This is a genomic window from Methanobacterium lacus, assembly GCF_000191585.1.
Classification (GTDB): Archaea; Methanobacteriota; Methanobacteria; order Methanobacteriales; family Methanobacteriaceae; genus Methanobacterium_B; species Methanobacterium_B lacus.
In genome coordinates this window covers 1001120-1014301 of sequence record NC_015216.1, presented here as the reverse complement: position 1 = coordinate 1014301, position 13182 = coordinate 1001120, and the positions used below count along the sequence as shown (strand labels likewise).

14 protein-coding genes are annotated in these 13182 nt (G+C 35.3%); 6 read left to right on the top strand and 8 right to left on the bottom strand.

The genetic code is table 11. The features are described 5' to 3' along the window. The first annotated feature begins 37 nt into the window (after positions 1-37). Positions 38-2146 (top strand): thioredoxin domain-containing protein, encoded by a 2109-nt coding sequence (locus METBO_RS05130; protein WP_013644617.1) that lies wholly within the window; start codon positions 38-40, stop codon positions 2144-2146. A gap of 20 nt (positions 2147-2166) precedes the next feature. Here METBO_RS05130 and rpiA read toward each other — a convergent pair whose 3' ends face one another. From rpiA to METBO_RS05110, 4 genes are all read right to left on the bottom strand, one after another. Further along, positions 2167-2841 carry a ribose-5-phosphate isomerase RpiA gene (rpiA, locus tag METBO_RS05125; protein ID WP_013644616.1) on the bottom strand — a complete coding sequence of 225 codons (675 nt, stop codon included), beginning with the start codon at positions 2839-2841 and terminating at the stop codon, positions 2167-2169. Between the two features lie 24 nt (positions 2842-2865). Beyond that, on the bottom strand, positions 2866-3300 hold the full coding sequence (locus METBO_RS05120; protein ID WP_013644615.1) for a UPF0179 family protein: 435 nt from the start codon (positions 3298-3300) through the stop codon (positions 2866-2868). A gap of 396 nt (positions 3301-3696) precedes the next feature. After that, positions 3697-3876: a hypothetical protein gene (locus METBO_RS05115; RefSeq protein ID WP_013644614.1), complete on the bottom strand. Its 180-nt coding sequence runs from the start codon at positions 3874-3876 to the stop codon at positions 3697-3699. An 86-nt stretch (positions 3877-3962) separates the two neighbouring features. After that, positions 3963-5006, bottom strand: a complete 1044-nt coding sequence (locus tag METBO_RS05110) for an NAD(P)-dependent glycerol-1-phosphate dehydrogenase (RefSeq protein ID WP_013644613.1) — start codon at positions 5004-5006, stop codon at positions 3963-3965. A 304-nt stretch (positions 5007-5310) separates the two neighbouring features. On the opposite strand from METBO_RS05110, the gene proS reads away from it, so the two are divergent. From proS to METBO_RS05085, 5 genes are all read left to right on the top strand, one after another. Continuing rightward, positions 5311-6720, top strand: coding sequence for a proline--tRNA ligase (proS, locus tag METBO_RS05105; RefSeq protein WP_013644612.1), 1410 nt, complete (start codon positions 5311-5313; stop codon positions 6718-6720). A 21-nt stretch (positions 6721-6741) separates the two neighbouring features. Next, on the top strand, positions 6742-7428 hold the full coding sequence (locus METBO_RS05100; RefSeq protein ID WP_013644611.1) for a hypothetical protein: 687 nt from the start codon (positions 6742-6744) through the stop codon (positions 7426-7428). A 64-nt stretch (positions 7429-7492) separates the two neighbouring features. Then, the gene (gene cofC / locus METBO_RS05095) at positions 7493-8176 is read left to right on the top strand and encodes a 2-phospho-L-lactate guanylyltransferase (RefSeq protein ID WP_013644610.1); all 684 of its coding nucleotides are present in this window, start codon (positions 7493-7495) and stop codon (positions 8174-8176) included. Further along, positions 8173-8925, top strand: coding sequence for a bifunctional hydroxymethylpyrimidine kinase/phosphomethylpyrimidine kinase (gene thiD / locus METBO_RS05090; protein ID WP_013644609.1), 753 nt, complete (start codon positions 8173-8175; stop codon positions 8923-8925). The genes cofC and thiD overlap by 4 nt, the downstream gene beginning before the upstream one ends. Before the next feature lie 55 nt (positions 8926-8980). Further along, entirely contained in the window at positions 8981-9778 is a 798-nt protein-coding gene (locus METBO_RS05085; protein ID WP_013644608.1) for a double zinc ribbon domain-containing protein, read from the top strand. Between the two features lie 82 nt (positions 9779-9860). Here the strand turns inward: METBO_RS05085 and METBO_RS05080 are convergent, their stop codons facing one another. The 4 genes from METBO_RS05080 to METBO_RS13580 all read right to left on the bottom strand — a co-directional run bounded on the left by METBO_RS05080 (position 9861) and on the right by METBO_RS13580 (position 13111). Continuing rightward, the gene (locus METBO_RS05080; protein WP_013644607.1) at positions 9861-10292 is read right to left on the bottom strand and encodes an ACT domain-containing protein; all 432 of its coding nucleotides are present in this window, start codon (positions 10290-10292) and stop codon (positions 9861-9863) included. An 80-nt stretch (positions 10293-10372) separates the two neighbouring features. After that, positions 10373-11671, bottom strand: a complete 1299-nt coding sequence (locus METBO_RS05075) for a phenylacetate--CoA ligase family protein (protein ID WP_013644606.1) — start codon at positions 11669-11671, stop codon at positions 10373-10375. A gap of 372 nt (positions 11672-12043) precedes the next feature. Continuing rightward, on the bottom strand, positions 12044-12385 hold the full coding sequence (locus tag METBO_RS05070; protein WP_013644605.1) for a DUF5518 domain-containing protein: 342 nt from the start codon (positions 12383-12385) through the stop codon (positions 12044-12046). Positions 12386-12973: 588 nt separating this feature from the next. Beyond that, positions 12974-13111 (bottom strand): hypothetical protein, encoded by a 138-nt coding sequence (locus tag METBO_RS13580; RefSeq protein ID WP_013644604.1) that lies wholly within the window; start codon positions 13109-13111, stop codon positions 12974-12976. Between the last annotated feature and the right edge of the window lie 71 nt (positions 13112-13182).

The window sequence follows — 13182 nt, the reverse complement described above, 5'->3', positions numbered from 1 at the left end:
CCCATAATATTTCTAAATAAAGAAAGAGGTGAAAGCTATGAAGGATCCAAATATAATCACATCCAAAAACAGTTATAACCATTTGAAAGGAGAAAAAAGCCCATATTTAATTCAACACTCCAAAAATCCAGTTGATTGGTATCCATGGGGTGATGAAGCTTTTGAAAAAGCAAAAAAACTGGACAAACCTATTTTTTTATCTATTGGATATTCCACCTGTCACTGGTGCCATGTGATGGCACATGAATCTTTTGAAGACCTTGAAGTTGCTGAACTTTTAAACAACAATTTCGTGGCAGTGAAGGTAGATCGGGAAGAAAGACCTGATGTTGACAGTGTGTACATGGCTGCATGTCAGATTATGACAGGTACCGGTGGTTGGCCATTGACAATTATCATGACCCATGACAAAAAACCATTCTTTGCTGGAACCTACTTCCCAAAGGAAAGCAGCTTCGGAAATATTGGCCTCAAGGATCTTCTTTTGAATGTGATGGACATATGGAGGGACGAAAGAAAAAATGCCCTTGATTCAGGGGATCAAATATTTAGAGCCCTCAAAGAAATGTCAGTCAATACCAAGGGTAAACAATTGGACAGTACCATACTAGAAAAAACTTATGATCAACTCTCCAAGGTTTTTGATGTTGAAAACGGTGGTTTTGGTGATTTTCAAAAATTTCCAACACCCCACAGTTTGATGTTTCTACTGAGGTACTGGAAGAGAACAGGAAACAAACATTCCCTGAACATGGTTTTAAAAACATTAGATGAAATGGCCATGGGCGGAATCTATGACCATGTAGGTTTCGGCTTCCACAGATATTCAGTTGACAAAAACTGGCTTGTACCCCACTTTGAGAAGATGCTGTATGATCAGGCACTGATAGCCATGCTGTACACCGAAGTATATTCAGCCACAGGCAAGTTTGAATACAAAAAAACCGCACAACAAATCTATGAATATGTTCTTAGAGACATGACAGATGTTGAAGGTGGATTTTACTCGGCCGAAGATGCAGACAGCGAAGGTGTCGAGGGAAAATTTTATTACTGGACCTATGAGGAACTATACAGCATCCTTGATAAAGATTCTGCAGATCTGATAACAGAAGTTTTCAACGTGAAAAAAGATGGAAATTTCAACGATGGATATTCAAATGAGTCCATCAATAATATCCTCCACAAAAAGAGGGATTACAAAAAAATAGCAGAAAATAAAGGATTGAATATTTCAGACCTTGAAGAGCTGGTGGACGACATATTATCAGAACTTTTCCTAGTGCGTGAAAAAAGAGTTCATCCACATAAGGATGATAAAATTCTTACAGATTGGAATGGATTAATGATAGCATCCCTTTCCAGAGCATTTCAAGTGTTTGAAGAGGAAAAATATGTTAAGGCCGCTGAAAATTGCGTAAATTTTATTATGAATAAAAGTTACCAACAGAATCGTTTGATGCACATGTTTAGAGATGGTGAATCTGCTGTGTACGGAAATCTCGACGATTACACCTTTATGATTTGGGGTTTGTTGGAAATATACATGGCAACCTTCAATGTGGATTACCTTGAAAAAGCCATGGATTTAAACCAGACAGTCGTTGAACATTTCTGGGATGAAGAAAATGGAGGTTTTTACTTCACTGCAGACGATGAAGAAAAGGTTCTGATTCGAGAGAAAAAAACCTTTGACAGTGCAATACCCTCAGGAAACTCAGTTGAATTTCTAAACCTCTTGAGACTTGGAAGTTTTACCAATGACCACAATCAAATGGATACTGCCAGAAAATTGGAAACTGTATTCTCTGAGACTGTGAAAAGATCACCTACAGGGCACACACAATTTATTTCAGGGGTTGATTTTGCGTTGGGACCCTCCTACAGTGTGGTAATCGTTGGTGATGGAGATTCAGAAGATACCATTGAAATGCTCAGATTAAGACAACTCTACATTCCCAACACAACAATTATATTAAAGGATTCTAAATGGTCAGATAAAACCAATTCCATTTCAGAAGATATTGATAAAAAAAGCATGATAAATGGGAAGGCAACTGCACATGTTTGCAGCACAGGAAGCTGTAAACTCCCAACAAATAAAAAAAGTGAAATGCTAAAATTGTTGAATGAAACTCAAAATTGAATAGAATGGGGTTTTATACCCTATTTTTTTAGTGTTTCAACACCTTTCTCAGTCCCAACTAAAACCTCATCCACAATATCTGTAAAGATACCGTTTTCAACGACACCGGGCAGTGCATTAAGTTCTACTTCGAGTAATTTAGGGTTATCCACAGAGAACTTAACATCGTATATGAAATTTCCATTATCTGTAACCACGGGACCATCCTTTCTCTCTGCCATTCTCATGGTTGGTGATCCTCCCATCTTAATCAGCTGATCTCTTACTGTTCTCGATGCCTGTGGAATCACTTCAACTGGTACTGGAAAATTACCTAGTTTATCAACCATTTTAGATCCATCCACAATAACCACAAATTTGGATGCTGAACTGTCTACAATTTTTTCAAGGGTATGTGCTGCTCCCCCTCCTTTTATAAGATTAAATTTCGGGTCAACTTCATCTGCACCATCAACAGCTATATCTACATCATGTTCTTCAAGGGTTGTTATTTGAATTCTTGCATCCTTTGCAAGGAAAAAAGATTGGTAAGAAGTTGGTATTCCCAAGAGTTTCAGTTCTTCATCCACTATTCTTTTTCCAAGTTTTTCAATGAAGAAATGGGTTGTTGATCCTGTTCCAAGACCCACCACATCCCCGTCTTTAATTTGTTCTGCCGCTAAGTATCCTACTTTTCGTTTAATTTCTGTAATCATCCTAAAATCCTCTTTAGCTAAAATTTAAGGTTTGAGTAAAACATTGTTAAGTTCACGTCCCTGTGGACATTCATGTTTCGGTTTTCCAAGATTCTTTATGATTTTACATTTGTCCTGATTCATCAGTCCCTCTGGGAAACATTTGGACCTCATATTACAGTCTTGATCATCACAAGATGGTGTTTCAAATACTAACTTAGATCCTTCAAATGATTTTTTAGAATCAACAAGACATTTTATGTATGCTTTTTCTACTTCAACAACCCGCACCTTTCCACCTTCATGTATTTGGCAGGGTTGCTCCCCATTTTTAACCTGTTTAATTATGTACATCCTACCGCTTTCTAGGGTGTCAATACATGTGTTTTTGAATCTGCAGGACTCACATTCTGATGAAGCCCCGTAAAACATGAATTTAAGACCTCTGTTTGCGAGGTTTTTACCAATTAAAGTTATCATATTGTTACCACCATGATTTTGAATTTTTTTTTTATTTGTAAGTAATTTGATGTTAAATGTAAATGTGAAGTTTCTGGATATTCCAGTGAATGTAAAATTCAATAAAACAATATATTTTTTTGAGCATATAAATTGATATAGAATGTTATTAACCATCAATAAAAAAAAAATGAACAATAGAATTCAACAGATTTGCAATTTAAGTAGAATTAATCATGAGGTTGTAATAATTGTCATTGGTGTTGAGCCTACTCTGCTCTAGATATTTCGGAGGTAAGTACTCCACAGATCGTGTATAATGAGTATTATAAAGATCAATTATTTAAAAAAAAAATCGATTTAAATTGGTTAAAATGAACACAAATTAAATTAGAAAAAAAAGAATTTGAGAGGTTTTTATTCCTTCAAAGCATAGTAACATCTTTTTGGGGAATAAATTGTTTCATCCTTCTTGAGTTCCTTCATTATTTTGTCAACCTCTTTTTTCTCAACACCAGATAATTGGCTGACTTTTGTTGCATTCAAAGGTTCTTCAGATTCTTTAAAAGTTTTAATTACCTTTTCTTTATTATCCATGATATCACTACTTATTAATTTAGAGTTCGAATAGTATATTTTTTACTGTGATAAAGGGTTTAGGAAAACCCCACTGTAAACCAAGTTTAAATGACTCCTGTTTTCTCTGCCAGAACCCTTGCTGATTCATGGGTGAGTCCTCTGTCTCCTAAAATAGTATATCTTTCGCTTCGGATGGTATGTGCCATTTGAAGGGCTTCAATAATATATTCTGGTTCAATTCCCATTTCATATGCAGTAGTTGGTGCTTTAATCACCTTTAAAGTATCCCTAATAAATTTCCAATCCCCGCCATGTAGGTACATCATCATTATGGTTCCAACACCACACTGTTCCCCATGAAGTGCGGGTTTAGGAGCAACAATATCCAGAGCATGACTGAATTTGTGTTCTGATCCACTGGCTGGTCTGCTTGTCCCTGCTATGCTTATTGCAATTCCACTACTTATGAGTGCCTTGACAACCAGTCCAGCACTCTCTGTTAAACCTTCTTTAATTGCATCAGCAGAATTTATGGTCATTTTAGCTGTCATTTCAGAAAGTGCTGCTGCCGAATCACTGTAATCTATATCCAAAAGTCTGTGAGCTAACTTCCAATCAAGTATAGCTGTGTAATTAGAGACTATATCTCCACAGCCTGCTGCAAGCAATCTGAAGGGTGCTTTGCTTATGATTTCAGTATCAGCAATGACGCCTATTGGTGGTTCTGCTTTGAGTGAAACATTTCCACCTTCATCTTTTATTGATGCACGGGGTGATGCTATTCCATCATGAGAAGCTGCTGTTGGTACGCTTATGAAGTTAACAGCAGCTCTGGTTGAGGCTAGTTTAGCAACATCAATTACTTTGCCCCCGCCAACACCTAATACAAGTGAACATTGTTTAATTTCATCTTGAACAGCTTCAACAGATGATTTAGAAGGATTGTCAATAGTTATGTCGTTTACATTGTAATCTTCTTCAAGTAAACTTTCTATAACAGCGTCACCACCAATTTTACGTGTGTTAGGTCCTGTAACAACCATCACATCACCATCTAATCTTAAATTTCTACATATTTTTCCAGTTTCCTTTATCATACCTGCTCCAGTATGAATCTCCCGAGGTAGCTGAATCTTTCTGGCATCCATGTTATCGTTTACTCCATTCAATTTACTATTTATGTTTAGGTGAATAATATAATTGTGATATAACTTCTTAGTTATCCCTTCTAGGATAAATTTTTTACAAACTGATAATATTAAGATGATTTAAAATTATAAGTATCCATTGTAAATATTAAATTTATCAACATTAAAGTTCTTTGAAAAAAAATAGTCTACAACATAAAAGATATTTACATGAGAACTAAAAAATCTTATTAAAAACAAAATTCATAATTTCAGGAGTTATTCAACTCCATAATATTATAACTACTTATAAATTGGTGAATAAATGTCAGAATTCAGCGAATGGTTTCATAATATTCTCGAAGAAGCAGAGATAATTGATACACGGTACCCTGTGAAAGGAATGCATGTTTGGCTTCCACAGGGATTTAAGATCAGAAAACACACCCTCGAAATTCTTAAAACGATCCTAGACAAGGATCATGAAGAGGTCATGTTCCCATTACTCATACCCGAGGATGAACTTGCAAAGGAAGCAATACATGTCAAGGGTTTTGAAGAAGAAGTTTACTGGGTAACACATGGAGGACTCACTGAACTTAACAAAAAACTTGCTTTAAGACCAACCAGTGAAACAGCAATGTATCCCATGTTTTCACTCTGGGTAAGGAACCACAGCGATCTTCCAATGAGATATTATCAAGTTGTAAACACCTTCAGATATGAAACTAAACACACCAGACCACTCATAAGGGTAAGAGAAATAACAACATTTAAAGAAGCTCATACAGTTCATTCATCAGCAGAAGAAACAGAAGAACAGGTCAAAGAAGCTTTAAGAATATACAGACAGTTCTTTGACAGTCTTGGTATACCTTACACAGTTTCCAAACGTCCGGAATGGGATAAGTTCCCTGGTGCACTTTACACCATGGCATTCGACACCCTCTTACCAGATGGTAAAACACTTCAGATAGGAACTGTGCACAACCTTGGTCAAACCTTTGCAAAAACCTTTGATATAACCTACGAAACTGCGGAAGGAAATCATGAATATGTTTATCAGACCTGTTATGGACTTTCGGATAGGGTTATAGCATCTTTAATAGGCATACATGGCGATGATTCAGGTCTTTGCCTGCCACCAGATGTTGCACCTTATCATGTGGTAATTGTTCCAATTATATTTAAGAAAGGGGGAGAAGTTGTCATTGATTTCTGTAAAAAATTACAGGAAAAACTCGAATCTGAATTAAATTTAAGGGTTTACTTCGATGACAGAGATATAAGGGCTGGTAAAAAATATTATGAATGGGAAATGAGGGGAATTCCATTGAGGTTAGAAGTAGGACCGAGGGATATTGAAAATCATAAAATAGTCACCTTCAGAAGAGAGTCTAAGGAAAAGGAAATCATAGATTACGATGATACAACCATATCCAAAACTGTAAATAATTTACTGGATAACATCAGCACTAAAATGCGAGAAAAGGCTTGGAAATCCCTTGAAGACCATGTTCATCATGTTGAAACCCTTGAAGAGGCTTCTACTACAATCTCAGAAGATGGAGGAATAGTAACCTTTGACTGGTGTGGAGATCAGGAATGTGGAAAAGAAATTGAAGAAAAGGTTAATGTGGACATACTTGGTGTTCAGGCAGATGATGAAAATGGAATCTGTATTAACTGTGGAAAAAAATCTAAACACATAACATTGATTGCTAAAACATATTAAAAAAAACAGGGTGGTATAATTTTGAACTTCAGACTGGTACTCCTAATATTTTTAGTGGTTTTATTTGCTGCTGGAACAGGTTATTTAAGTTATTCCCAGTCAACTGGCTTACCATTAAAGGAAGCATATGACAATGGTAACGTTGTCATAACCCAGAATACCAGTGCAGGAACAGTTCCACATCAAGTTGTGGTTGTGAACAATGGAAGAGACCCTGTTAAGGTACAGGTAGGTGATGTTTTAACTGCTAATTCATCACAAGATCTTGTTGTTGCTGAAAACAAAACTGTTTCAACCAATTCATCTGAAACGATTTATGCATACTGCCTTGACCCATCCACTCAAGCCGTCGTAGGTTCAAAATTAAAAGCCAATGGAACAGCCTCAAATGCAATAAAACAGGTTATTGATGGTTCTAACATCCACGATCTAAATAATGCAACCAATGCTCAGCTGGAGCTATGGATACTAACAGCAGGTGTTAACTTCAATATTTACAGTGGCGAACCTGTGGCACTGGTAAATACCCAGAAAATTACTTACACCACACTCAAACAGATGGTAACTAACTCTAAATCAAATTTAGCATCCCAATTCAATGTGAAAGTTGACAATATAAAAAATATTAATCAAAACAGCACACAAAGCTCAGATGGAACGTTAAAAGGAGTTTATCACTGGTTTAAATCCATGATTGGAATGGGTTAAATCTCCATTCAATTTTTTTTGTAACAGGTCTTTTCCAATAATTTAATTAAAGAGGTTTTGTTCTATGAAGAAAACATTTGCCATCATCCCAGTTTCGAGATTCACACATGCTAAAACACGTTTATCACCAACATTAACTCCATTACAACGCGAAAATCTTTTAAAATCAATGTTAAAGGATGTTACAAATGCGTTGAGAAATCTTGTAGAGAATATTGTTGTTATAAGTTCGGATGAAGACGTTTTAAACTATGTGAAAAACCTTGAAGTCATTCCAATCAAGGAAGAAGGTTCAACTGATTTAAACGGGGCATTGAAACAGGCCATTAAATGGTGCTCATCCCAAGCAGATCAAGTTTTGATAATTCCTTCAGATGTTCCATTAATCAGACCAGAATATGTAGCTGAAATGTTAAAGTTGGGCGAAAAAAATGACATGGTTATTGCACCTGCTAAGGGAGGTGGAACAAATGCCATGTTATGTCCGGTTAATGGGATGGAAATGCTCTTTGGTGATTGTAGCTTCTTTGAACATATTAAAATAGCAGAATCGAAAAACTTGATGGTGAAGGTTTATGATTCATTTTACATGGCTTTAGACGTTAATACTGCAGAAGACCTGGGGGAGATAATGCTACATGGATCAGGAACCGAAGCCCAGAAATTTTTAAGCAAGGAAGGTCTAGTGGTAGTTCCAATACATGGGAAGGAACGTTTACAAATTGAAAGGAGAGAAATAAATCCATGATTGCCCTCTCGATTGCAGGTTATGATCCTTCAGGGGGAGCAGGAATTCTGAACGATGTTAAAACATTTCAGGCCATGGGAATTTATGGAACTGGAGTTGTAACAGTTTTAACTGCTCAAAATCCTGAAAGAGTAGAGGCCATAGAACCAGTTTCAACAGAATTCATAGAAAAACAGTTAGAAACTCTTCTTAATGTTTATCCCATAAAATACTGTAAAACTGGCATGCTTTACAACAAAGAAAATCTAAAACTTGTTGGGGCCAAAACAAAAGAACACAACCTCAAAGTGGTTGTAGATCCTGTCATTGTTGCAGGATGTGGTGCTGAACTTTCTGTTGATGGATATACAAAGGAACTTAAGAAGTATCTCCTTCCAAATGCAACCCTCACAACACCAAATATATATGAAGCAGAACTTTTATCGGGCCAGAAAATCGAATCCATTGATGACGCAGTTGAAGCTGCTGTTAAAATTGGAAAAATATGTGACGTGGTTATAACCGGCGGTAATCTAAATGGTTCTAACGTAGTTTTTGATGGAACATTGAAGGTGATTGAAAACGAATTGATTGGAGATGTTGAAGTTCATGGAACAGGCTGTTCATTCTCTGCCGCAGTGACAGTGGGACTATTAAAAAATAATAGTTTGAAGAGATCTGTGGAGGATGCTGTTGAATTTGTTAAACATGGTGTGGAACATGGCAAGTGGGGAACACTAGACCAGTTTCATGGCAAGAGATCTTGTTAATCTTTAATAATATTTAATGATGGCATTATAATTTTAATAGATGGGGGTTTTATCATTGGTTTCTAACGAGGAAATTAAAAGAAGACTTGAGAGAAAACGTAAAGGGTTAAGTGAAATACAACAGGATGAAAAAACTGGGAAGTACAAAACATGCCCACACTGCAAATTTAAGAATCCTGAAAAATCAATATTCTGTGTAAAGTGCGGAAAAAAACTTGAAACGAACGTCAGTATCACATGCAGTACATGTGGAACAATAAACCCAAAAACAGCCAAGTTCTGCATCAAATGTGGGAACAATTTAACAACCCAAGAATCAACAAAAACTAAAGAAGAAGAAAAACCCCAAAATTTAGTTGAAGATGAAAAGACCGAAGATGAAAACTGTATCGATAACGAACCATCTGTTGAATCTGAGTTAGAAGTTGAAAACATTCAGAGTGATATACAAAACCAGGAAACTGTACCTGATGCGGATACCAAGTCCAGTGAAGTTGATGAAAAAGAAAAATCTGAAATAAATCACATTAAAACTCAGGGTTTGCCATCATCAATTCCAGATCAAAGTTTAATCAATCAAAGGGATAGCAAGAAAACTTGTAAGTCCTGCGGAGCTAAAAATCTTAAAACTGCTAAGTTCTGTGTTGTCTGTGGTGAGAAATTTGATATTCCTCCAGTTGAAAAATCTGTTGAGTATCCCAAGGCACATGAGAACAATAAAGAAGATTTAAAATCTGCTGAAATTGATGATCCAATGGATAAAATTAAAAAAGCAAAAGAATTATTGGATATTGGAGCGATAACTCCTGAAGAATTTGAATCAATCAAATCCAAATATCTTGACATGGTATGAGTGTAAAATTGAATTGGAGAATCTAAGGTGAAATCCAACTATTAATTCCTTAAAATCCCCTCATCCCACAATTAATTTTTTTTTAGATGCTTTTAATCTCTTCTTCTGAAAGTATTGTTATACCTCCATTTTTAAGAGCATTTACCCCCGCATCGATATCCTCTGTTCGAATAACTACGACAGCCTTTTCTCCATTTTTCTCAACAAATGCATATATGTACTCCACATTTACATCCATCTCGTTAAAAATTTCAAGAACACCCTCAAGTCCTCCAGGATTATCAGAAACACCAACTGCAATGACCTCATTTACCTTTACTACGAAATTAGATTCTTCTAGGATCTGTTTTGCAAGTTCGGTATCAGAAACAATCATCCTCAAAATTCCAAATTCAGATGTGTCTGCAATTGAAAGAGCTCTGATATTTATTTTTGCATTGGAAAGAATGTTTAATGCCTTCCATAATCTGCCCTTACGATTTTCAAGAAATACTGATATCTGTTTCAACTTCATAGAAAATACCTCCTTTTTGAAATCCTAACATGGTTTGCAAGGATCCAACTTAATTGTATCCATACAAATCACGTATAAATTTAGATATTTCTTTTATCAACTACCCTAACAGCCTTTCCTTCACTTCTAGGGAGACTTTGCGGTTCCACTAGTGAAATATTGACTCTTAAACCAATTTCACTGTGAATTCTGTTTTCTATATCCTTCTTAACTTCTTCTATGTGCTTTACTTCATCTGAAAAGAGTGCAGGTGATGTTTCAACTTGTACTTCAAGTTCATCCAGATGCTTTGGTCTGGTAACTATGATTTGGTACTGTGGTTCTAATCCCTCGATCTTCAGAAGTGCTTTTTCTATCTGGGATGGGAAAACAATTACTCCTCTAACTTTAAGCATATCATCACTTCTACCAGTGATCCTATCCATTTTAACTTGTGTTCGACCACATTCACAAACACCCCTTCGAAGAGCAGTTATATCTTTAGTTCTAAACCTTATAACAGGCATGCCTTCCCTTGTTAGAGTGGTTAATACTAGTTCTCCTGTTTCTCCTTCAGGTAACTGGTTAAGTGTTTTTGGATTGATTATTTCTGGGTAAAAATGATCCTCAAATATGTGCAGACCATTCTTTTCAGGACACTCCATTGCAACTCCGGGTCCGATTACTTCTGTTAACCCATAGATATTTTGGGCAGAAATATTCAATCTCTCTTCCAATTTATTCCTCATCTCTTCAGTCCACATTTCTGCTCCAAAACAACCTGCTTTAAGCTTGAGCTTACTTGGATCTATTCCTTCTTTTTCAGCCACCTCAGCAAGGTACAGCCCGTAGGATGGAGTACATGTTAAAACTGTTGTTCCAAAGTCTTGCATTATTTCAAGCTGCCGGGTGGTGTTTCCAGCAGAGATTGGTATGACTGTTGCACCTATCTTTTGACCACCGTAGTGAACTCCCATACCTCCTGTGAAAAGCCCATAACCATAACTGTTTTGAACCTTATCATTCTTCTTCACACCAGTCATTGTAAGGGCTCTGGCCATCACTTCACCCCATAAATCTAGATCTGCTTCTGTGTATCCCGATACAGTGGGTTTGCCTGTTGTACCGGATGTTGTGTGTACTTCGACTATGTCCTCTGTATCAACTGCAAACATTCCAAATGGATAAGCATCCCGAAGGTCTGTTTTACTTGTAAAAGGAAGCTTTTCAATATCTTCTAAAGTTTCAATATCTTCAGGTTCAATTTTTAAGTCGGTAAAACGTTTATTGTAGTAGGGTACCTTTTCATAGGCCATCTTAACTACTGCTTGTAATCTCTGAAGTTGCAGTTCCTTTAAATCATCTTCAGACATACATTCAGCCTTTTCATTCCAGATCATTCAGTTCCTCCCCTCAAAATTATAAATAAACAAGAAAATTAAATTCATAATTGAATTTATTCAAATCTACCTTTAAATATTACTAATATATGCTTTAATTTTAATGATATAAAAATCTCAAAAAAAACCATGGGTCTCTTCAGGTTTTATTATTAAGGTAATTTCAATAATATTATGATATGTGGTGGTTTAATTAAAAATAATTAAATTGTAAGCAACAGATAAGTTCAAAATTTGTGAAGTTTTTTATTGCACTCCATTCAACATCCTCGACTATTCCTACTTGATCATCGAATTCATCAACTACTTCTTTCCATAACAGCTCTCGTCTTCAATTTCATTTTAACCTGACTCCATGAGAACATAATACATTTAAATCCACCTACTCAAAAGAGATCCTAGTGCTCCACCAATGGCCCCCATCACTATGGACAGTAAAACAGATCCAACTGTAGCAACACCCACGTACAATGCAATTATTGTTGAAACATGACCAAATAATATGGCTAAAAGTGCCAATATTAATGCACCCACAATACCTATGAGTGTTCCATGCATCGTTCCATTAAGAATATCTCCGTTTACCATAAAACCAACAATTGCTCCGGCTATTAAGACACCAAACCCTGAACCAAACAATCCGAACATACCACCAATTATGCTTAACACTATTGCAATTATGAAACCAATTATTACTGCAGGACAATTTATCACTCAATTACCTCCTTTCAAAAAAAAAGAAATTAAGATTTGAAAATTCCCATATTTCTCTTTTTTCGATTAGTTCGTCTTTAATCGCCTTTTCATTTTCAAAACTTAAACTATGAACAAAATTGTTTTGATATACAATAGAATATTTGAAAATGGCATATTCTCATCTATCGCCTTTATTTACTTACAAATTCAGCGAAAGTGTAATGATATTATGTTTTAGTTTAATTGCATCCCGTTCGCATACTTACTATATGTACTCCCTTATTAATAAATATTTTTATTATTGTAATAATATTATTCTAGTTAAAAATCCTTATATACTGTTAAAAATTTATTAAGAGTATAAAGTTTACTTGAAATTTTAATTGAAAGTTTATAGCATAACTATTAATATTAAAAATGATTAGAAACCAATAATTTTAAAGTTAAATACATATTAGCCCCAGTATCTTCGTCAGTGACTAGGATGAAAACTATTTTTTATCTTGATCGATTCTGAAATAAATGAAAAAGAAGTAATGGATTTAGTAAAACAAGCCAAATTTAAAACTAATTAAATTTTAGTTTTAAGAAATTATGTGTTATGGTTTAATGTTCTACAGGTTCACCTAAAACCCATTTCAAAATGTCAATTTGTATTTTAACCTTGTTTTTATCATCTTCAGAGGGAATTTTAGTTTTTTCTAAGATTTCAATCATTCTTCTAATCTCTTTTTCTGTTTTCATAATTTAACTCCATTCTTTGCTCTTATTTAAAGTAAGACTAATATCCTTTGATAAATTTTTTATTATCTAAA